Source organism: Rhizobium sp. 01T444, from assembly GCF_056398305.1.
Map to the genome: position 1 here is coordinate 1 of NZ_JBFTPD010000018.1, position 17863 is coordinate 17863.

Consider the following 17863-nt stretch of genomic DNA (forward strand, 5'->3'; position numbering starts at 1 on the left):
CCCAGCTCGTGCAGGCGTGAAGCAGCTTCTCGTTGAGCGGCCCGATCTTCGCGATAGCCGTCCTGATCTTTGTCAGCGCCTGCGCGTCCATGTTTTCGATGACGCGGCTGAAGATCGCTTCCTTGTCCTTAAACTGGAGATAAAGAGCCGGGCGAGACATCCCGGCCGCCTTGGCGATATCGCCCATGGTCGTACGAGCGAAACCGTAACGCACGAAAACCGACTCCGCCGCGCAGAGGATATAGTCTTCTTTGTCAGCTCTGGCATCCATGCCTCTTCAGCTTCAGTTCGGCCTGTTCACCGCGCCTGGACTTGTAGACATAAAGCGACCGGTCGATCTTCAGCACCGAGCATGAGCGCCGTATCGAGACCTTCCAGTCGGCCTTGACTGTGTCGACAAGCTTCCGCTTGCGGGCAGGCCTCAAAGCTTTTTTGAGAGCACATCCTGCAGCATGGCCTTGTCCAACGACAGGTCGGCTACGATCCGCTTCAGCTTGGCGTTCTCCTCTTCGAGCTGTCGCAATCGCTTCATCTCCGAAGGCATYAGCCCCGCGTATTTTTTGCGCCAGTTGTAGAAGGTCGCATCGGAAATCCCTGCCTTGCGGCAGACCTCACCGATCGGCGTCCCATCCTCCGCCTGCTTCAAAACGAATGCGATCTGCGCTTCCGAAAACTTCGAGGCCTTCATCGAATTCYCCTCTTCTTCCCAACAGGGATCATAAGTGGAAAATTCCAGGTCCGAATGGCCTAATTTAACGGGGGCACGTCAGTTTCACGGACGAACAGATTATCGGCATTCTCAAAGAGCACGAAGCGGGCACGCCTGTTTCGGAGCTTTGCCTATCTAATCTATAAACGAGGCGGCACGCGTCGCGTTTATTATCTCTAGCGCAAGATTTCATTATTGAACAATATGAGTACTTTGCCCGGACCGAATGCATACTTCACCACGTCCTCCACCGCGGGTAAAATATCTGCATAACTCTTGTCATTGAGGCTGACCAAAAAGATGCTGCGGGCGGCAAAGCCATACTCGCCGGCAATTTCATTCTCAATTTCGTTCGTGGCATCGACCTTAGAAATCAAGAACCGGGATTCAAACAGTCCGGGGTGCCGTAGCAAAAGCTGAGTAACAGCGTGCTTCGCAACTTCACACGGCTCGGCCACATAACAAAAAAGATCGATTGCCATATCACGCTACTCCCCGAATTTTATAATCTTAAAGCCACCTGAACGGTCAATGATGATAGCCTGTTTAAGCCCTGGGATCGCGTAGGCAGTTAGTTGAGCTTCCAGTGCAGCGGGTGATACAGAACTGTCAGCCAGATTGACGACAACCCTTTCCGTTTGGCCGTTCGTTATTTTTCTCGCAATTTCAGATGCTATATTCCGAGCATTGCTGGTAGAGGGCGCATAGTTGTCAAATATCTCTCCGTTAATTCGGTAATCTGGTTCTTTAGGACCGGCGATGACTGGGTTTTGTTCAACTTTAAATCCGTTTTGCGCCAATAGCTCCGCGCTCTCGTTCTCTCTTATCAGCGAGCGTCTCGTTGCCTGTACGAGCAGGATGAACTGGAGGGGAATGATGTCCCCAAGCTCGATGCGCTTCGAGAATCCGCGCGCGAGCATGCCGATAGCTTCATCGTAAAAAGCGATCTTGAGGATGCCGATCAACGGGAGGCGACGCCCGGCGTGCGGGAACAGCCTTGAACAAAATACCGATCTCAGTTGATTGGTGTGTAGCTGTTTCTCCACCAGAGAAGTGATCAATTCGACCTGAGCCGGCGGCACAGCCCTCCCGCGTTCCGCTGCTCCGCGCTGCCTTGCCGTCAGGCGCCGATCTGGCAACCGGGCGAAGCGATGAGGAGACCGAAATCCTGGAAATAAAACGTGGCTATGGAGCCCTTGGCGAATGCCCGCCGAGGGCGAGCCACCTTCTTGCAGGCCGCAGGAACATTTAGATCAGACCGAAGTTTGCTTAAAGGACGCGGCGGCCATGTCTCCTCTCGATGTGTCACGAGAGATGTCGCGTCTCCTGCACGACGCCCTCGATCCCGCCGGATCGGGGGTGTTGCATGATCCGGTCGACCCGGCAGCGCAGACAACCCGTTTCAAGCGCCATTTTGTTGAGAAAACCGGTGCTGGCATGATGATCGATCGAAAGTCAGCGATCCGTGTCGGTGACGGCGCCGCATTGAGGAGAAGTGAGAAGACTCTGTCCCCAAACGCCGACGCCTCGGCAGAGGACGTAACGTTTTGAGTTCAGCTTCTACCCAACCATCGAAACCCGCTTTCTTCGGCTACTCGACACGCTCCGACCGCTGCGCGAGTTGACGCCGTTATCCACTCTGCTCGACGTTTAGCATTCCTGCTCTGACGGGGCGCGTCAGCGACGTCGCAAGAGCCGACCGCTTTGGCTTCCCAGAATTTCTTTTTCAAGTGGAGCTGGAACCAAAGGAGACGTTTTGAGGTTCGTTGACCGACTCGCCGGCCTTGACCTCCCACAAGGCGAGATCGCCCCCCGATCGCTACGTCGCCTTGTTCCTCCGGCGCGGTCTCCCCCAGTCGGAGGAATTTTTATCGTTCGGAAGAGGAAATATGTGGGTCTCAGTTGGTCAACTGACCTGCGGCTCCTGTACGAACCACCAGACCGGAAGTACTGGTGTCACCGATAGGCGAGCGAGCATGATTAGGGCAAGCCTCAGTCTCGCCCAATATCGATCGGGTATCGGATCCCGGATCTGTATGACAGAGTCGGTCGCGGCGACGACTCGAAAAATATCCGCAAACTGGCAGCGACGGTGTTGAGAGGTCGGCAAAACACAAATTACGAGAAAGGGCGAGGTGTCTGAGGAGCGGCGAACCCTGCACCGGGACCAACCGATAGTGGAATTCGCTCGGGGCGTGGAGCAGGTCAGAACTGAAACGACCAGATCAACTTGCGAACTTGTCACCGCTTCCGCGCTGTGGGTTGCTCCAGTTGTTATCGGTCAAAACACGTTTGAGGCGCGCTTGTTCCAGGGCGTGCGTTGATTGAGATCACGAGCTGTGCCGTTAGGGCCTACCAGCCGAGAAGAGGACACGTTAGCAGCTGTAAACGGGCGATCGGACAAGGAACGAATTTGGTCGCCCGAAGTTGAGCTGCGAGCCAATAACGAGGTGCTACGATGGTTGAACATCAGCTGCCGAGCCGCCAAACGCAAGAACGGCCCGAAGTGCCTAAGACGCAATATGCCGAAGGGGGTCATCTCGACTACCCGCCGGTCGCCGATGCCGCAATTGCGCAACAGCGGAAGAAATTGTCACTGCCTGACTACACGCTTTTGATGAAACAATCCCTTGAGGGCCGTGCTTAAGCGCCCCGCCGGCAGTTCCTGCTAATAAGTTCGGCTGGAACGAGAGGCGCATGTACTGGCGGGAGGTACAGCATGAGAGAAGTGTCACCGGCGGGGCTCAGCGATTCAAAGGATATACCGAGACTATTGTCAAATTTGATTGAGGTTGCATATTACCCGCCTTGATTGTCCCCTTACGGTCTGGTGCTGTGAAGCTTAATCCTTGGAGAGAGTTCGAGCCGATTGTTCTCGTGTTCGAAAACAAGAAGAGGCTGATCAGTACCGCGCATGAGGCGGCCGCCGTACTGATCAAAGATTGGCCTGGTGACGACGGTGACGAGTACTGCGTAGCGGTCCGAACTTGCTGGGAAGTTATCCTCGGGAAGATGGACGCCTTTGAACTACGGCGCGCGTTGTTACGTGCCGCAGAAGAGGCGGGAATTGCTGCCATCGCGGCGGTGCATTGATCGACGTCACCGCTCGCGAACGGGACGCCGCTGCCCATACATTCAGATTTGTTGGATCCCCCTGCTCTCCTGGCCGGTGCCTATCCGTTCAAGCGGCCGGTCCGGCTCCTTGGCGTAACATTGTCGTCGCTGATCAATGACAAAGAATCCAAAAACGAGGAACAATCGCAACTCGGCCTCCGTTTCCGAGCAGAAGAAACTGGAGCAAATCAAGCATTGAAAGCCGAAATGTTCCTATCCTGTATTCGCGTTATCGACCTTGAAACTGCCGGCAACGGGCCGAGCGATGTCTGCGAGATCGGGTGGCAGGACGTCGTTCAGGACGAAGATGGGCGGTGGGAAGTTTCGGGGGAGCGTGGCTCGGCGCTCGTGAATCCGGGCCGGCCGATTTCGGCCGACACCATGGCGATCCATCATATTCAGGATGACGAAGTCGCGAGCGCACCGTTCTGGAAGGAGATCGCGCCCAGCATCTTGCGGCCACCGCACCCGATCGCCGCGCTAGCCGCGCACCGTGCCGCCTTCGAGCAGCGTTATTGCACGCCAAGACTGGCCGGCGTTACGCCCTGGATCTGCACGTGGAAATGTGCTTTGCGTATCTGGCCGGAGCTTCCGAGGTTTTCCAACCAGATGCTGCGTTATCAGCGCAGGCCCGAAGGGTTGATCCATGAGATCGGCCTGCCCGCCCATCGGGCCATGCCCGACGCCTATGTCACGGCCCATCATCTGCGTGACGAGCTAAATGCCGCTTCATTGGATGAGCTCCTGTTTTGGAGTTCTGAGCCGGGCTTGTTACCGCGGGTTCCGGCGGGTCCTGATCGCGGCAAAAGCTGGGATCGCCTATCTATGGAGACACTCACCGCCTTCACAAGGGACCGCGACGGCGACATTCGCTTCAGCGCCGAGACGGAGCTTCTGCGGCGAGGAGAGAAAGCACCCACGGTGTCGGTTCCCGCCCAGCAGACGCTTTTGTGACTGATTTGACATTACATGATGAGCCCGGACCGCCAACTTGAAGACACGCCATCCGATGATCGTGACAGCCCAAATTGCGGAGCATGATCTCATCCCTTTCGATCTGCTACGTCAGAAACATTTTCCCCAAGACCGGAATTTCCTGCGGGCTCATCTGACGATGTTTCACCGGCTGCCGGGCGAATATGTTGGAAGGATCGTCGCAAGCCTTCAATTTGTTGCGAAGGAGACGCGCACGATTTCGGCCCGCGCTAGCGGCGTCCGTCATCTCGGAGCCGGCGTGGCATTCACAATTGAAAGCACTGAGCTGAACTCGATCCGCGATGCCCTACGCAGCGATTTCGTCCACTGGTTGGGGTCACAGGACATGCAGACGTGGCGGCCGCACATCACGATCCAGAACAAGGTCTCCGTCGCCGAAGCGAACAAGCTTCATCGCGAACTCGCCGGCAATTTCCATCCCTACGACATCACGATTGTGGGTCTCGATCTATGGAGATATCTCGACGGTCCTTGGGCAAGCGAAGCCACAATGCCATTCGCTGATTAGTTCACTGATACCTTCAGAACCGTTTTATGGCTCGGATCCAATCGAAGGAAACTCGGACTGGGTACAAGTCTGGATTTGCTCCGCCTCCGGTCAAGGACCAAAGGCAAAGCGAACAAAGCCTGCCGTGGGAGGAGGGCTTAAGGAACCGACCAGCGTTCTGAGCCAAGCTGCAACATCTGCCATCGGCCCGGCGATGTTCGACGAACTTTTCAGCAGGCTTGGTAAGATCGAAGGGGCGTCCACGCAACTTCGCGGGACGTTGTCGAATACCTCGCACCCGACATAGTCCGTAAAACTATTTCCTGGGACATCAAGATGAACCGCATCCTCAAGGATGATGCGAACAAGAAGCAGGCTGAGGTGGATGTCGTAGCGATCAATGGCAATGCATCAATCACCTCTTCGAGTGCAAAGGCTACAGTCCTGTGGCGAAATCCCGGACAGTGATTCAAGCGATGGTTACACCACAACGTGCCGGCGGCCTTGAGTGCCATCAAAAACCATCTCCAGGCTCGAGCGGGAAAATGCAGGTTCGCTTCGGCTGATCAAGCCGCCTGAATGGATCCGTCTTCATATCGCTCGCCGAAATGCGGATCGGTATAGGCCCTCAGATCTTGCGGAGGATGTCCGAACATGCGCTTGAACGTCTGGCTGCAGGACGTCCGCGATCGGTATCCATTGTCTTCTGCGATCGTCGCGAAAGCGAGATCCGTCTCGATCAAGGCTCGGCGCACGCGCTGCATCCGCCACCGCGTCACATAGTCGAGAGGTGCGACACCCACGACGGACTTGAACTTCTGTGCAAATGACGAGCGTGACATGCCGGCAGCCGATGCCATTGATGCGACCGACCAATCCGCGGCCACATTGTTGTGGAAGCTTCGCATGGCGCGCGCGAGCTTTGGATCAGCGAGACCAGCGAGCCAGCTTGCCTGGCCCGGGCCATTTTCGGCGAGATAGGCCCGCAAGGCTTGAACGAGAAGGATATCGGCAAGTCGATCAACGATCACATTCTCGCCGGGTGCGCCTCCACCCGCTTCAAGGCCAAGAAGCTCCAGCGTTCTCCGTAGCGGGCCGGCCCCCGGCGATGAGGCTTTGATATGAATGATCGGAGGTAGGGCGCTCCTCAGCCAGGCCGCCCCTTCTTCGTCGAAAACGAACCGTCCGCCAATCACCACCTTGTCGATCGGACCGTCGCCCAACCGGATCGTTCCATCCTCGCCTCGCGCGCCAGCAAAATAGATGTTCCCGTCGATATCCTGGACGTTCTCCGAGTTCGAGGTCCTGTAGGGCAGGCCGTCCGTCAGCAGATAGCAGTCCCCAGGACCAAGCTCGATCGGTATCGGGTTCCCCTTGACCCAGAGTCGGAGACTGCCGGAGAGTACAGCCCCGAACTTGATGTGGTCGTATCCCGCGAACCTGAGAGCGTAGGGGCCGGAGGACTCGAACCGGATCGTGGCAACGCGCTGGACCGTGAACATCGTCAAAATATCGGACAGGGGATCCATTTTACACCTTTGGACGATTGGATACTCATTGCGGACTGTAGAAGACGTAGCGTCCATCGCGCAAGTTTCTTGATGGTGTTATCTGTCACTTCAACCGCAGGAGAGACAGATGCAATACAGTCAACTCGGCACGACAGGCACGTTCGTTTCCCGGCTTTGCCTTGGAACAATGACGTTCGGCGGGACGGCCAATCCCATCGGCAATCTCTCGTTGGAGGAGGCCGACCGGATTGTCGGCAGGGCGATCGATGCCGGCATCAATTTCATTGACACGGCGGATGTCTACACGGGCGGCGGTTCGGAAACCGTGCTTGGAGACGCGCTGACCGGTCGTCGCGCAAATCTGGTTCTGGCCACCAAGGTCAGCAGCCGCGTCGGACCCGGACCGAACGATGTCGGCCAGTCCCGGATCCATATCATGGCCGGGCTCGAAGCAAGCCTGCGCCGGCTGAAGACCGATTACATCGACCTCTACCAGCTCCACAACTTTGACCGCTTCACACCTTTGGAAGAGACACTTGGCGCTCTTGACGATGCCGTCCGGCAGGGAAAGGTTCGCTACATCGGTTGCTCGAATTACATGGCTTGGCAGGTCATGAAGGGCTTGGGCATCTCAGATCTCAATCGATCTGCCCGTTTCGTCTCCGTGCAGTCCTACTATTCTCTGGCTGGACGCGACATCGAGCGTGAACTCGTTCCTGCGTTGACTGATCAGGGGCTTGGATTGCTATGCTGGAGCCCGCTGGCAGGCGGGTTGCTCTCGGGTAAATTCGACCGAAGCGGCACTGAGGACAAGGACTCGCGCCGCGCCAAGCTTCAGTTCCCACCTGTAGACACCAAGCGGGCGTTTGAAATCGTCGATGTTCTTCGCGACCTTGGTCCCAAGCATGCCGCGACGCCGGCGCAGATCGCGCTGGCTTGGCTCTTGTCCCGTAAAGCCGTGACAAGCGTCATCGTCGGCGTCAAGCGCCTTGACCAGCTCGAAGACAATCTCGGAGCGACTGGCGTCTCTCTCGACACCGACGATCTGCAACGGCTCGACGCGGCCAGCCGACTGACGCCGTCCTATCCGGGATGGATACAGACCTACCGTGCAAATTCGCGCGTCCCGCAAGGCCATCCGTTTGCCGGCCCGAGCTGGGGACCGGGCGACGAGCCTGTCTAATTTCTCAACAATACGAACACATCAAGGAGATGATCATGAAAGCCTGGCAGATCGACGGGTTCGGGACCCCGTTTCAACTTCGCGAAGTCCCCATGCCGGAAGTTCGGCCGGGCAGCGTCCTCGTCAAGATCGAGACATCCTCGTTGATGTCCTACCTGAAGGAATATGTCGAGGGCAAGCTGCCCACCTACCGGCCGCCCCACGGCGCATTCACGCCCGGCGGAAATGGATTCGGCACTATCGAGGCCGTCGGTCGTGACGTCTGGCACCTGAAGCCCGGCCAGCGGGTTGTGCTTTCCTCTCACCTCGTTACCAGCGAGAATGTGGCTGACAAAACGCAGATCCTGATCGGTGTGACCAACTTCGGCGGCGCTGGCGAAGCCCAGATGGCTGACTGGCCTGACGGCACCCTAGCAGAATATGCGCTGTGGCCTGTCTCGGCCGTGACGCCTGTAGACGGCCTTGATCACATTCCAGCAGAAGAATTCTCGATCTTCAGCCGTTGCGTGGTTCCCTACGGCGGGCTCATTCGCGGCCGCTTGGCTGCAGGTGAGACAGTCATCATCAACGGCATCACCGGCGCTTACGGTACCGCCGCCGCACTTGTTGCGCTTGCCATCGGCGCGGGTAAGGTCATCGGCGCTGGACGCAACAAATCGAAGCTCGATGCAATCGCGAAGGCAACCGGTGGACGGGTAGCAACGGTGGCGATGAGCGGTGATGTCAAAGCTGATGGCGAAGCTCTCCGGGCCGCTTCCGGCGGTGGCGCAGAACTCGCTTTTGATATGGTTGGCCAGGCAAGCGATCCCAGCACGACCCTCTCGGCGTTGGGGAGCCTCCGGCGAAACGGTCGGCTTATCCTCATGGGCAGCATGACGGTGCCGGTACCAGTTAACTACATGCAGATGATGGGCAACAACCTGGAGATCATCGGTCACTTCATGTACGAGGCTGACGCACACCTGAAGCTCCTCAACCTTCTGAGGATCGGCCGTCTCGACATGAGCCCGATCAAGGCGAATGTCTATCCGATGACTGACCTGCCTAACGCAATGGAAGTCGCCCGATCGGCCGACAGCCTCGAATGTGTGGTCGTTCGAAACGATCTTGGCTGATCTCGGCCGGGAACAGTATCAATTACTCAAAATCGGAAAGGAGAACGCGATGAAGGTCGCTGATATGGTATTCCGTCTTTACGTGGAGACGGACAAGTTTGAAAGCACGATCGCATTCTACGAGACGGCCCAGGCAATCGCCTGCGAGCTGAAATTCGATAATACCGAAAAGCGCATCAAGGGCGCCAAGATCGGCAAGGTTCTGATCCTCGCCGGCGCCAAGGAGGATCTCGCAGCCGTCAACGATATCTCTGCGATTTTCTATGTCGACGCGCTCGACGCGTTCATTCCCTGGCTAAAGGATAATGGGGCGGTGATCTTGCATGATCCGGTGACCATCCCCTTCGGCCGGAACATGACTGTCCGCAATCCCGATGGCCTTGTCGTCGAATATTTCGAGCCAAAAGCTGCGCCGTGATCAAGCCGTCCTTCTCTGGCGCTCAACGGAACTGAAGCGTCAGATTTTATTTGACTGATCGTTCAAGAATTCATAACGTTCCGGTATGGCAAGACCAAAAGTTTTTGATCCCGACGTTGCCCTCGATGTAGCGATCGAGATTTTCTCTCAACATGGATATGAGGGAACCTCTGCAGCGGCGCTGACAGCAGGGATGGGCGTCGGTCGGCAGAGCCTCTATGATACATTTGGCGACAAATGGCAGCTCTATCTCATGGCGTTGCGCCGATACGTCGACAGAAGTGTTGCGAAACAGGTCAAGGAGCTCCGGGCAGCACCCAATGCTCTTGATGGTATCGCAGCCCACTTTTCTGTTCTTATCGATGAAGCCTGCGCATCGATCCGGCCGGCGTGCTTGGGCGTGGGCGCGATTTGCGAATTCGGCCGCGAGAAGCCGGAGGTCACGGAAATCACCGACGCGTCGAACCGGGTTCTGACACAGGCGCTTACAGCACGCATCATGGAGGCCCAGGCGGCAGGCGAGATTGACGCTGAGTTGGATCCAGAAAGCGCGGCAGCGTTCCTGGCCGCTAACCTTGTTGCGATCAAAATGGCGGCCAGGGCAGGGGCTGGACGTCAGAAACTTCAGTCAATTGCAGCGATGGCTGTTCGAAGTCTGCGGTAATTTTTTTGGCTTATTCTGGAATGATCGTTCAATTACGTCGGATGGTCCGCTGCCTAGAAGGAGAATGAATGTGATGAAGGCAATTGTGTTAAGACAGCGCGGAGCTGCCGAAACGCTCGTCCTGGAAGACATCGAAGCACCGGTTGCTCGCGCCAACGAAGCGGTGGTCGACGTCTCTGCGTCCGGCGTCAATTTCATGGATATCGGGGTTCGCAATGGACTACTCTGGAAGGACAAGGCTCTTCCGCTTGTTCCCGGGGTAGAGGGGGCGGGTACCGTCGCCGCAGTCGGCTCTGGCGTCACTGATCTTCGACCCGGGCAAAGAGTTGCCTGGGTTTACGGCCCCGGTAGCTATTCTAAGCAGATCGCACTTCCGGCCGCATCCCTCGTTCCTCTGCCTGACGACATTACGGATGAGACGGCGGCTGCCCTGATGATGCAAGGGATCACGGCAAGCCACTTCGCAACACGGTTCTACGAGACAAAGCCGGGCGACGTGGCGCTTGTGCATGCGGCAGCGGGCGGCGTCGGTTCCCTTGTCAGTCAGATCGTCAAGCTTAGGGGAGGAACCGTGATCGGCCGCGTCTCAAGCGAGGAAAAGATCGGTGCCGCCCGCGCAGCGGGCGCTGACCACATGATCGTCGATAGGGAGGGGAAATTCGCGCAGCAGGTTTTGGATCTGACTGACGGGAGAGGAGCCGATGTCGTCTTCGATGGTTCCGGTGCATCAACGTTTCAGGATTCAATGGGATCTCTGGCAAGACACGGCGTTCTCGCCTACTACGGCCCAGTACTCGGTGCTCCTCCACCGATCAACGTCGCCACATTGCCGCGTAGCATAAAGATCGGCTTCCCAACCTTTGCCGACCATATTCCTGATCGTGATGCGTTGCTGGAGCAAACCGCGATTTTGTTTGAATGGATCCGAAGTGGCGAGCTCAAGATCGAGGTCGGAAGCCGTTACGCGCTGTCGGACGCGGCTCTGGCTCACGCCGATTTGGAATCGCGCCGCACGACGGGTAAGCTCCTGCTAATTCCCTAATGTCGTCGACCCCTCCCGTAACTGTTTGAAGAAATTCACTTTCACGGGTCGGTGGTTCCAGTCCCTTCAACCCAGCCAGTTGCCAGACCGAACAGTCAGGCGGCGGCAACGGTCCTTGAATATCTAATCATTTGAGTTATATTAATGCTCAAAGGAGCACGGCAAGCGATGTCGTGATATTCATATGGAACCTGCAACAGCAAGAGTTACATCGAAGCGCGAAGTCAAGTCTGATCTCGATCAGATGACCCCGGAGGAAAAGCTTCTGCGGGCGATTTTCGGCGAGCCATCGGAACCCGCGCGTCGCGGTAAGCGGAAGAAGACTGTTTCTGTTTCCGACTTCGAGGAAATCTTTCGAGCACCGGCTTGGCAGCGGATTGAGATGATTCGAGAAGGGATTAGCGCACGAGATGTGAAGCATCTGCAGGAGCGGCTTGGCATACCTCAGAGTGTGCTTCTAGAAAGCCTCAGGATGTCAATCGCCACGTTGAATCGAAAGGTGAGTAGGCAGGAAAACCTATCCCCGGAGGATAGCGAGCGTGTGTTGGGCGTTTCCAAGCTCGTGGGCCAAGTTACCGAAATGGTAAAGCAGTCTGGCGATACAAAAGGATTTGACGCTGCAAGCTGGCTGGCCGGCTGGCTACAGCAATCCGTGCCGGCTCTTGGCGGTGCCCGTCCACTCGATTTCATTGATACGCTCGAAGGGCAGGCAATGGTGTCGCAATTACTCGCCCGGATGCAAAGCGGGGCCTACTCCTGATGCCCGCAGCGTGGCGGATCGCGGCGGACACTCCAGATTACGAAGCGGATGACCTCACAGGAACGGGTGCGAAAGTTACCGGAGGGCGATGGAATGCGCCGGGCTTCGCTTTGCTTTACTGCGCGGAAAACATCTCCCTCGCGGCGATGGAGACGCTCGTGCATTTTGCTGCATCTAGCTTACCTTTAAACCGCTACCTCGTCAGAATCGACATCCCTCAAGCCCTATGGGAGGCAAGCGAGCGGCTGGATGCCAAAACGGCGCCGGTAGGATGGGATGCGCTACCAGCGGGGCGCGCCAGCTTGGCCTATGGCTCGACCTGGCTGGCTGAACGTCGGTCTGCCTGTTTGTTCGTTCCTTCGGTCATTGTACCCGACGAGTTGAATGTGCTCGTCAACCCGCTGCACCCAGACGCTGGTAAAATTTCAGCCATGAAGGTCCGCAGGTGGCTTTACGATTCGCGCCTGAAGTCGAAGGCCTAAATCACCTGCAGCCAACCAAGATCAGGCTTCGCCCCGGCGAGCCAGCACCGCACGGCTTCGCGCCGATGAGGCGCGCTCGCGCCCATCGCTGCGTTGACCGTGCGGCTTACGCTCGGAACCGCAAGAATGGCTTGTAGAACCTGACGCCGTACCCTTCGGTCGAAGCACGCAGTTGCGGATCGCAATGAGACCAGACCTCCGCTTGCATGTCGACGATCGCCAGCATGCCGGCGACATTTTCGCCGAGGTTTGCCAGATGCTCCAGTCGCGCGGCGGGATTCACGAACTCTTCGTACACGACTGTTTCGGTCTCTTTGTCATCGAAAAGATGTCGTAGCGGATCGTGCCCGTGTCTTTTTCGCGTGCCAGCCTGATGCTGTCTGCAGCGATGCGCTTGAATTCCTCCAGGCTGCCGACTGGGACGCTTCGAAGGCTGGAGCCATTACGGAAACTGCGCTCCAGCAGAACCCCGATCTCTGTGGCATCATCGACGTCCGGGATGGACAGGGCATCGGAACCGGTGCTTCGATCAAGCGGGCCGGCAAGCAGGATCAGATTCATCACCTCGGGGGCGGCGCGCAGAGCAGGTGTGATGGTCTGTTGTACGGCACCTATTAGATGGTCATCAACTACGACGTCCCGGGCATGGGCCGCGACGCCTCGTGACGGCAATGTCGCGCTCGGACGCCGCGCCGTCACTCACGGCTCAACGCCGAGCCGATCAGCGATGTGATCTTCTCCGTATCCGCTGGAGTCGCCGGATTGTAGACACACAGGCTGAGATCCGTCCGGCCGTCGACCGAGAAGGTCGAATATTCAAAGGCGAGCGGGCCGAGAACCGGATGGCGGATGCGCTTGATGGCCTCGCCATGAATCTCGCGAACATCGTTGTTACGCCACATAGCCCTGAACTCGGGACTGAGTCGGCAGAGCTCATCGACGAGAGGCTCGACCTCCGCCGCGGCCCCGGCACGCGCGGCCTCAACACGGAATGCACCCACGATGTGGCGTGCCACGCTCTCCCAGTCATACTGCAAGGCACGGGAACGCGGATCGAGGAAGACTACGCGCAGCACATTGCGCTGGTGCGGCGGCAGCGAGCCATAGTCGCCCGGCATGACGGTGGCCGCCCGGTTCCAGGCGAGCACGTTCCAGATCGCCGTCCCGGCTCAGTTTAGCAAGGCAATGAGTTCCTGCATGGATGCCATGTCGCTACAACAAGACGGCGACAAAGCTCGCGGAGCTTTCGTTGATGCTGCCCACACCGCGGGGATCCGGGTTTTACCCGATTGATTTCGTGGGCCTGGTTTGTCTCTGCGCTCCAACGCCACCGCTCAACCATGGACATCTCCTGCAGCTCAGTTGGCGACCGTTGCATCTGCGCTATCTCCAATTGGAAACATGGGAGTCGACAGATGAAGGTCCAAAAATTCAGTGTATCTGACGCAAAGCTAGTCAAGTCGCCTGGACAGAATGCCAATATCTATGTCGGAAATCTGATCGACGAGAAAAACGGCGGCCCTGTCACTATCGGTTACGGCAAATACGCTCCTGGTCAGACGCTCACCGAAAAAATGGCCGTCGATGACACGATGATAGTCTTGGAAGGCCGGCTATCCGTTTCCACGCGCGATGGCACCGTCACGGCAGGTCCAGGCGACATCGTCTACATGCCCAAAGGGGAGGCGGTGACTATCTCGACGGAGGGGGAGGGCGCGCTCACTGCTTTCGTTACATATCCGCACTGGGCGGAAGCCCATAAGGGATGAGACGTCATAGTTACACAGCTTGGCATTGCCCAAGCATCCGTCCGTCTGGAGTCTCCAGGAGACGCGCTTGCTAAAAATTTACCGCGATACCGATGGCACCGTCATGTCGGGCGGGGCCGATGAAGATTTGCCGGGCCATGTGATCTGGATGGACCTACTCAATCCCGATGAAGAGGAGATCGACTTCGTCAGACGCCGGGCGAAGGTGAGAGTGCCGACGCGCGAGGCTCTGAGCGAGATCGAGGCGTCAAGCAGGCTGTCGAAGGAGGGTAATCGGATTTATCTCAGTGCGCCGGTCGTCGCACACGCGACGCTCGAGCACGCAGAGCTTTCCCCGGCAGGTTTTATCGTCGGCCCCGATTTTCTTATAACGGTTCGTTACGAGAGCCAGCCCGCTTTCGATGCTGTTGCTGAAAGGCTGGCGCAGGACGAAACCCTGGCCAGCGGCATGGGGGTCTTCGTGGCGCTGCTCGAGGCGATCGTGGACCGCGGTGCAGACGTTCTGGAACATTTGGCGACTGCCGTCGACGAGGTGTCCAAGACGGTCTTTAAGGGAGACCTCAGGGGCTCGGCATCTCCTCGCAGCGCCAATTTCACACTCCGTCGAGCGTTGTCCAAGGTAGGCGCTCTCGGAGACCGATCCTCAAAGGCCCGAGATGTGCTCCTTGGCGTCGGTAGAATGGCCTCGTTCACGCTGGATGTATGTCACGACATGCTGTCGGATGAATTCCGAGATCAACTCCACGCGGTGGCGAAGGATGTTGCTTCGCTGAGCGACTACGAGACACACCTTTCCGATAAGACGCAGTTCCTCCTGGACGCAGTCCTGGGCTTCATCACCATCGAACAGAACGACATCTTCAAGGTGCTGACAATCGCGTCTGTCGTTGGCGTGCCGCCCACTTTGATGGCCGGAATATGGGGAATGAACTTCAAGTTCATGCCAGAGCTGAATTGGCCTTGGGGATATCCCTTCGCGTGGGCCATCATCATCCTAAGCGCCGTCGCACCACTGCTTTGGTTCTGGCGCAAAGGGTGGTTTTGAGATTGCAGAAATTCGAAAGCCCACGGAGATTGGCTCCACCAGGCACTCTCGGATCCCGGCCTTAATCTGTTGAGACGTCATCCGCTGGAGAGATTTCTACGTCGGGCGTCAGAGGAAACCGATCGGATCAAACTTACAGTGCCTTCCTTCCGAACGGCCGTGCTCGTCACGTGCGCGAGGTCGCCCGAGGGAAGGGGGCGTCGGGAACTCTCGAGCTTGGGATTGACTGCTTCCGCGCCCTTGAAGAAGTCGTCCATTGAGATTGACAGCGCTTGTGCGATCTCGAACAGAACGCTGGCACTAACGCGGTTGGTGCCCTTTTCGTATTTCTGAACTCGCTGAAACGTCTCGTCGCGGTTTTCCAACGGAGGCTATCCGCACGTGCGAAGAGGAAAGACTATTGGGTCGCCAGGTCCGGATATTCGGCAACAGCGGCCACCACGAAGTCCATGACCGCACGGACCGCAGGAGTTTTGTGAAGGTCACGGTGAACCAAGAGCCATATGTCGCGTGCGAAGTGTGGTACACGCTCGTTGATCCGAACTAGATCGCGATCGCGGTCGCCAATAAAGCAAGGCAAACCTGCCACGCCCACTCCTGCCCGCACGGCGATTAGGTGTTCGCTTGAGTAAGTCAGTTCACAGACGATCGGACGTCGGCCGGCTATGCCGACCAGCCACGATTGTGCCGGCGTATCGGCAAAAGTCTGGTCCCACCCTATGAACTCCCAGCGGTCGGGGGCGGCCAGATGAGCATAGGAACGGTGTGCATAGAGCCCAAAGGCCATTGTCCCGATCTTCCGTGTCACGCTGCTGATCTCCTCCGGCCTGATGAACCGTACAGCGACATCAGCCTCTCGACGGCTCAGCGAAACCCGCTGCGGTTGCGAGGAGAGCGATAGCCGGATGTCGGGATGCTTCTCCCTGAAACGCGTCAACTGGTCGGTTAGAAGATGCGTTACGAGCACGGGTGGAGCGCTCAGCGTGATCCGGCCAAAAAGCGGGGCGTGAGCGGCTTTCGCCAGACGAGCGATACCATCAGCCGCAGTCTCCATTTCCACGGCCCGGTCGAAAACCTGCCTGCCCACGCTGGTGAGACGGCAGGACCGCGGCAGGCGATCCACCAGTTTCACGTCAAGGTCGGCCTCCAGGGCGGCAAGCCGCCTGCTTACAGTCGCGTGATCCACCTTGAGGCTGCGGGCAGCGCCAGACAGCGTGCCGCTCTGAGCAGCTGCGAGGAAATGCCGAACGTCTTCCCAGTCAATCATCTGTGCAGAATCTCCAGGCTTACCGGCATATATACCGAATTTTCGCAGGGATGCCATCCATGTACTTTGGGCGTCAGAATTTATCATAAGGAAGGCGAACATCATGACCGGACAACGCTTCAAGATCGGCATCGTTGGCGTGCAGCCTGGAAGGAGCTGGGCCGCGCGCGCCCATATTCCGGCTTTGCGCTCTCTCTCCGGCACCTTCGAGATCGTCGGGATTGCCAACACCACCCAGGTCAGTGCCCAAGCGGCCGCAGCCGAAACGGGGATATCAAAAGCCTTCGCCGGCGTTGCCGAGTTGATCACATCCCCTGAGGTCGACATTGTCACTGTCGCGGTGAAGGTACCCCCACATTTCGAAATCGTGAAGGCCGCGATCGAAGCGGGCAAACATGTCTATTGCGAATGGCCGCTCGGAAATGGATTGGCGGAAGCCAGCGAGATGGCTGCGCTGGCCAAGGCACGAGGCGTCCTTGGCGTGGTGGGAACCCAAGCGCGTTTCGCGCCGGAGATCGAGTACCTGAGAAATTTGATCCTCGACGGCTTTATCGGCGAGGTGCTGTCGACGACCTTGGTAGCGCGAGGCGGGACTGCACTCGGCGGCGGCACTATTCCTGACGCGAAGACCTACGGATATTTGCTGGACCGCGCCAATGGTGCAAATATGCTGACGATCCCAGTGGGGCATACGCTGGCGGCGCTGAGGCATGTGTTAGGCGACATCGTGGAAGTTTCTGCTGTAGTAACGACACGGAGACCCATGGTGACAGCAATCGATACCGGTGAAACGTTACCGGTATCGGCACCCGACCAGGTGCTTGTGAGCGGGGTTTTGACCAGCGGCGCACCCATTTCTATCCATTACCGCGGCGGCGCGCCGCGGGACGGCGATGGGTTGTTTTGGGAGATTCATGGGAGCGAGGGCGACATCCGGGTCTCTGGTTTGTCGGGCCACGTGCAAATGGTGCCTCTTTCACTGACGGGTGCCCGCGGCAGGGAGACAGCATTCCGTGCGCTTGAGATTCCCGCCACGTACCGGGCTGGTTGGCCGGAGGATGTCGAGCCTGGGAATGTCGCACGCCTCTATGCAAACATGGCCCAGGATTTACGGGAAGGCACTCATACTGCGCCGAGCTTCGAGGACGCAGTCGCAGTGCATCGAGTGATTGACGCGATAGAGAGAGCGGCCGAAAGCGGACATCGCGTTGTGCTGTCGTGAGGGATTACGTTTTATGCCGTGGGGCTAACACCGAACGTCTACCGCTTCGTCGGCGCTGCCCGCTTGCCATGAAGCTGGC

24 protein-coding genes and 5 pseudogenes are annotated in these 17863 nt (G+C 57.7%); 19 read left to right on the forward strand and 10 right to left on the reverse strand.

Features of this window, described 5'->3' with window-relative positions; genetic code table 11:
• The 4 genes and pseudogenes from AC1DTN_RS22625 to AC1DTN_RS22640 form a co-directional block, all read right to left on the reverse strand.
• Nucleotides 1-271, reverse strand: a 271-nt coding sequence (locus tag AC1DTN_RS22625; RefSeq protein ID WP_477922663.1) for a TetR/AcrR family transcriptional regulator, incomplete at its 3' end; no start/stop codon positions are given.
• Nucleotides 258-688 (reverse strand): annotated as a pseudogene (locus AC1DTN_RS22630) (transposase); the annotation flags it as partial. The pseudogene AC1DTN_RS22630 and the gene AC1DTN_RS22625, both read right to left, overlap by 14 nt.
• Before the next feature lie 197 nt (nucleotides 689-885).
• A complete protein-coding gene (locus AC1DTN_RS22635; RefSeq protein WP_477922665.1) occupies nucleotides 886-1191 on the reverse strand; it encodes a hypothetical protein in 306 nt (101 codons plus the stop codon).
• A 6-nt stretch (nucleotides 1192-1197) separates the two neighbouring features.
• Nucleotides 1198-1629, reverse strand: coding sequence for a CdiA C-terminal domain-containing protein (locus AC1DTN_RS22640; protein ID WP_477922844.1), 432 nt, complete (start codon nucleotides 1627-1629; stop codon nucleotides 1198-1200).
• Here AC1DTN_RS22640 and AC1DTN_RS22645 point away from each other — a divergent pair.
• From AC1DTN_RS22645 to AC1DTN_RS22680, 8 genes and pseudogenes are all read left to right on the forward strand, one after another.
• A pseudogene (locus tag AC1DTN_RS22645) lies at nucleotides 1591-1710 on the forward strand (DUF2934 domain-containing protein); the annotation flags it as partial. The gene AC1DTN_RS22640 and the pseudogene AC1DTN_RS22645 overlap by 39 nt on opposite strands.
• Nucleotides 1711-1912: 202 nt before the next feature.
• Nucleotides 1913-2260, forward strand: a complete 348-nt coding sequence (locus tag AC1DTN_RS22650) for a hypothetical protein (RefSeq protein WP_477922667.1) — start codon at nucleotides 1913-1915, stop codon at nucleotides 2258-2260.
• A 907-nt stretch (nucleotides 2261-3167) separates the two neighbouring features.
• Nucleotides 3168-3356, forward strand: a complete 189-nt coding sequence (locus tag AC1DTN_RS22655) for a hypothetical protein (RefSeq protein ID WP_113325639.1) — start codon at nucleotides 3168-3170, stop codon at nucleotides 3354-3356.
• Nucleotides 3357-3544: 188 nt separating this feature from the next.
• A complete protein-coding gene (locus tag AC1DTN_RS22660) occupies nucleotides 3545-3802 on the forward strand; it encodes a DUF982 domain-containing protein (RefSeq protein ID WP_477922668.1) in 258 nt (85 codons plus the stop codon).
• A gap of 66 nt (nucleotides 3803-3868) precedes the next feature.
• Nucleotides 3869-3982 (forward strand): annotated as a pseudogene (locus tag AC1DTN_RS22665) (DNA polymerase IV); the annotation flags it as partial.
• Between the two features lie 48 nt (nucleotides 3983-4030).
• Entirely contained in the window at nucleotides 4031-4777 is a 747-nt protein-coding gene (locus tag AC1DTN_RS22670) for an exonuclease domain-containing protein (protein ID WP_477922847.1), read from the forward strand.
• 37 nt (nucleotides 4778-4814) lie between these two features.
• Nucleotides 4815-5327: a 2'-5' RNA ligase family protein gene (locus tag AC1DTN_RS22675; RefSeq protein WP_310390004.1), complete on the forward strand. Its 513-nt coding sequence runs from the start codon at nucleotides 4815-4817 to the stop codon at nucleotides 5325-5327.
• Nucleotides 5328-5642: 315 nt separating this feature from the next.
• Nucleotides 5643-5774: a hypothetical protein gene (locus AC1DTN_RS22680; protein WP_477922669.1), complete on the forward strand. Its 132-nt coding sequence runs from the start codon at nucleotides 5643-5645 to the stop codon at nucleotides 5772-5774.
• 98 nt (nucleotides 5775-5872) lie between these two features.
• Here AC1DTN_RS22680 and AC1DTN_RS22685 read toward each other — a convergent pair whose 3' ends face one another.
• Nucleotides 5873-6835, reverse strand: coding sequence for an AraC family transcriptional regulator (locus AC1DTN_RS22685; protein ID WP_477922671.1), 963 nt, complete (start codon nucleotides 6833-6835; stop codon nucleotides 5873-5875).
• Between the two features lie 109 nt (nucleotides 6836-6944).
• On the opposite strand from AC1DTN_RS22685, the gene AC1DTN_RS22690 reads away from it, so the two are divergent.
• From AC1DTN_RS22690 to AC1DTN_RS22720, 7 genes are all read left to right on the forward strand, one after another.
• Nucleotides 6945-8000, forward strand: a complete 1056-nt coding sequence (locus tag AC1DTN_RS22690; RefSeq protein ID WP_477922673.1) for an aldo/keto reductase — start codon at nucleotides 6945-6947, stop codon at nucleotides 7998-8000.
• Between the two features lie 35 nt (nucleotides 8001-8035).
• A complete protein-coding gene (locus tag AC1DTN_RS22695; RefSeq protein WP_477922674.1) occupies nucleotides 8036-9115 on the forward strand; it encodes a zinc-binding dehydrogenase in 1080 nt (359 codons plus the stop codon).
• Between the two features lie 49 nt (nucleotides 9116-9164).
• Nucleotides 9165-9533: a VOC family protein gene (locus tag AC1DTN_RS22700; RefSeq protein ID WP_477922676.1), complete on the forward strand. Its 369-nt coding sequence runs from the start codon at nucleotides 9165-9167 to the stop codon at nucleotides 9531-9533.
• Nucleotides 9534-9618: 85 nt separating this feature from the next.
• Nucleotides 9619-10197, forward strand: coding sequence for a TetR/AcrR family transcriptional regulator (locus tag AC1DTN_RS22705; protein ID WP_310389991.1), 579 nt, complete (start codon nucleotides 9619-9621; stop codon nucleotides 10195-10197).
• A gap of 73 nt (nucleotides 10198-10270) precedes the next feature.
• Nucleotides 10271-11239 carry a quinone oxidoreductase family protein gene (locus tag AC1DTN_RS22710; protein ID WP_477922848.1) on the forward strand — a complete coding sequence of 323 codons (969 nt, stop codon included), beginning with the start codon at nucleotides 10271-10273 and terminating at the stop codon, nucleotides 11237-11239.
• 184 nt (nucleotides 11240-11423) lie between these two features.
• Nucleotides 11424-11999 carry a type II RES/Xre toxin-antitoxin system antitoxin gene (gene parS, locus AC1DTN_RS22715; protein WP_477922678.1) on the forward strand — a complete coding sequence of 192 codons (576 nt, stop codon included), beginning with the start codon at nucleotides 11424-11426 and terminating at the stop codon, nucleotides 11997-11999.
• Nucleotides 11999-12481, forward strand: a complete 483-nt coding sequence (locus AC1DTN_RS22720) for an RES family NAD+ phosphorylase (protein WP_113325648.1) — start codon at nucleotides 11999-12001, stop codon at nucleotides 12479-12481. Before parS ends, AC1DTN_RS22720 begins: the two co-directional genes overlap by 1 nt.
• Nucleotides 12482-12587: 106 nt before the next feature.
• Here AC1DTN_RS22720 and AC1DTN_RS22725 read toward each other — a convergent pair whose 3' ends face one another.
• The 3 genes and pseudogenes from AC1DTN_RS22725 to AC1DTN_RS22735 form a co-directional block, all read right to left on the reverse strand.
• Nucleotides 12588-12764 (reverse strand): hypothetical protein, encoded by a 177-nt coding sequence (locus tag AC1DTN_RS22725; RefSeq protein ID WP_477922681.1) that lies wholly within the window; start codon nucleotides 12762-12764, stop codon nucleotides 12588-12590.
• Entirely contained in the window at nucleotides 12761-13180 is a 420-nt protein-coding gene (locus tag AC1DTN_RS22730) for a hypothetical protein (protein ID WP_477922683.1), read from the reverse strand. The genes AC1DTN_RS22725 and AC1DTN_RS22730 overlap by 4 nt, the downstream gene beginning before the upstream one ends.
• Nucleotides 13177-13644: pseudogene (locus AC1DTN_RS22735) on the reverse strand (MmyB family transcriptional regulator); the annotation flags it as partial. The gene AC1DTN_RS22730 and the pseudogene AC1DTN_RS22735, both read right to left, overlap by 4 nt.
• A gap of 22 nt (nucleotides 13645-13666) precedes the next feature.
• Between AC1DTN_RS22735 and AC1DTN_RS22740 the strand changes: the two are divergent.
• The 3 genes from AC1DTN_RS22740 to AC1DTN_RS22750 all read left to right on the forward strand — a co-directional run bounded on the left by AC1DTN_RS22740 (nucleotide 13667) and on the right by AC1DTN_RS22750 (nucleotide 15295).
• Nucleotides 13667-13774: a DUF982 domain-containing protein gene (locus AC1DTN_RS22740; RefSeq protein WP_477922849.1), complete on the forward strand. Its 108-nt coding sequence runs from the start codon at nucleotides 13667-13669 to the stop codon at nucleotides 13772-13774.
• Nucleotides 13775-13896: 122 nt separating this feature from the next.
• Nucleotides 13897-14250 carry a cupin domain-containing protein gene (locus AC1DTN_RS22745; RefSeq protein ID WP_405049791.1) on the forward strand — a complete coding sequence of 118 codons (354 nt, stop codon included), beginning with the start codon at nucleotides 13897-13899 and terminating at the stop codon, nucleotides 14248-14250.
• A gap of 67 nt (nucleotides 14251-14317) precedes the next feature.
• Nucleotides 14318-15295, forward strand: a complete 978-nt coding sequence (locus AC1DTN_RS22750) for a magnesium transporter CorA family protein (protein WP_477922685.1) — start codon at nucleotides 14318-14320, stop codon at nucleotides 15293-15295.
• Between the two features lie 265 nt (nucleotides 15296-15560).
• Here AC1DTN_RS22750 and AC1DTN_RS22755 read toward each other — a convergent pair.
• Nucleotides 15561-15642, reverse strand: a pseudogene (locus AC1DTN_RS22755) (helix-turn-helix domain-containing protein); the annotation flags it as partial.
• Between the two features lie 50 nt (nucleotides 15643-15692).
• On the reverse strand, nucleotides 15693-16562 hold the full coding sequence (locus AC1DTN_RS22760; protein WP_477922687.1) for a LysR family transcriptional regulator: 870 nt from the start codon (nucleotides 16560-16562) through the stop codon (nucleotides 15693-15695).
• Nucleotides 16563-16665: 103 nt separating this feature from the next.
• On the opposite strand from AC1DTN_RS22760, the gene AC1DTN_RS22765 reads away from it, so the two are divergent.
• Entirely contained in the window at nucleotides 16666-17784 is a 1119-nt protein-coding gene (locus tag AC1DTN_RS22765; RefSeq protein WP_113325651.1) for a Gfo/Idh/MocA family protein, read from the forward strand.
• The last annotated feature ends 79 nt before the right edge of the window (nucleotides 17785-17863 follow it).

Bases quoted from the DNA above. Each gene is read 5' to 3' on its own strand.
- AC1DTN_RS22640 (WP_477922844.1), bottom strand. From the start codon at position 1,629: ATGCTCGCGCGCGGATTCTCGAAGCGCATCGAGCTTGGGGACATCATT.
- AC1DTN_RS22765 (WP_113325651.1), top strand. From the start codon at position 16,666: ATGACCGGACAACGCTTCAAGATCGGCATCGTTGGCGTGCAGCCTGGA.
- AC1DTN_RS22685 (WP_477922671.1), bottom strand. From the start codon at position 6,835: ATGGATCCCCTGTCCGATATTTTGACGATGTTCACGGTCCAGCGCGTT.
- parS (WP_477922678.1), top strand. From the start codon at position 11,424: ATGGAACCTGCAACAGCAAGAGTTACATCGAAGCGCGAAGTCAAGTCT.
- AC1DTN_RS22635 (WP_477922665.1), bottom strand. From the start codon at position 1,191: ATGGCAATCGATCTTTTTTGTTATGTGGCCGAGCCGTGTGAAGTTGCG.
- AC1DTN_RS22710 (WP_477922848.1), top strand. From the start codon at position 10,271: ATGAAGGCAATTGTGTTAAGACAGCGCGGAGCTGCCGAAACGCTCGTC.
- AC1DTN_RS22720 (WP_113325648.1), top strand. From the start codon at position 11,999: ATGCCCGCAGCGTGGCGGATCGCGGCGGACACTCCAGATTACGAAGCG.
- AC1DTN_RS22650 (WP_477922667.1), top strand. From the start codon at position 1,913: ATGCCCGCCGAGGGCGAGCCACCTTCTTGCAGGCCGCAGGAACATTTA.
- AC1DTN_RS22695 (WP_477922674.1), top strand. From the start codon at position 8,036: ATGAAAGCCTGGCAGATCGACGGGTTCGGGACCCCGTTTCAACTTCGC.
- AC1DTN_RS22740 (WP_477922849.1), top strand. From the start codon at position 13,667: ATGAGTTCCTGCATGGATGCCATGTCGCTACAACAAGACGGCGACAAA.
- AC1DTN_RS22745 (WP_405049791.1), top strand. From the start codon at position 13,897: ATGAAGGTCCAAAAATTCAGTGTATCTGACGCAAAGCTAGTCAAGTCG.
- AC1DTN_RS22690 (WP_477922673.1), top strand. From the start codon at position 6,945: ATGCAATACAGTCAACTCGGCACGACAGGCACGTTCGTTTCCCGGCTT.
- AC1DTN_RS22700 (WP_477922676.1), top strand. From the start codon at position 9,165: ATGAAGGTCGCTGATATGGTATTCCGTCTTTACGTGGAGACGGACAAG.
- AC1DTN_RS22680 (WP_477922669.1), top strand. From the start codon at position 5,643: ATGAACCGCATCCTCAAGGATGATGCGAACAAGAAGCAGGCTGAGGTG.
- AC1DTN_RS22655 (WP_113325639.1), top strand. From the start codon at position 3,168: ATGGTTGAACATCAGCTGCCGAGCCGCCAAACGCAAGAACGGCCCGAA.
- AC1DTN_RS22705 (WP_310389991.1), top strand. From the start codon at position 9,619: ATGGCAAGACCAAAAGTTTTTGATCCCGACGTTGCCCTCGATGTAGCG.
- AC1DTN_RS22670 (WP_477922847.1), top strand. From the start codon at position 4,031: ATGTTCCTATCCTGTATTCGCGTTATCGACCTTGAAACTGCCGGCAAC.
- AC1DTN_RS22760 (WP_477922687.1), bottom strand. From the start codon at position 16,562: ATGATTGACTGGGAAGACGTTCGGCATTTCCTCGCAGCTGCTCAGAGC.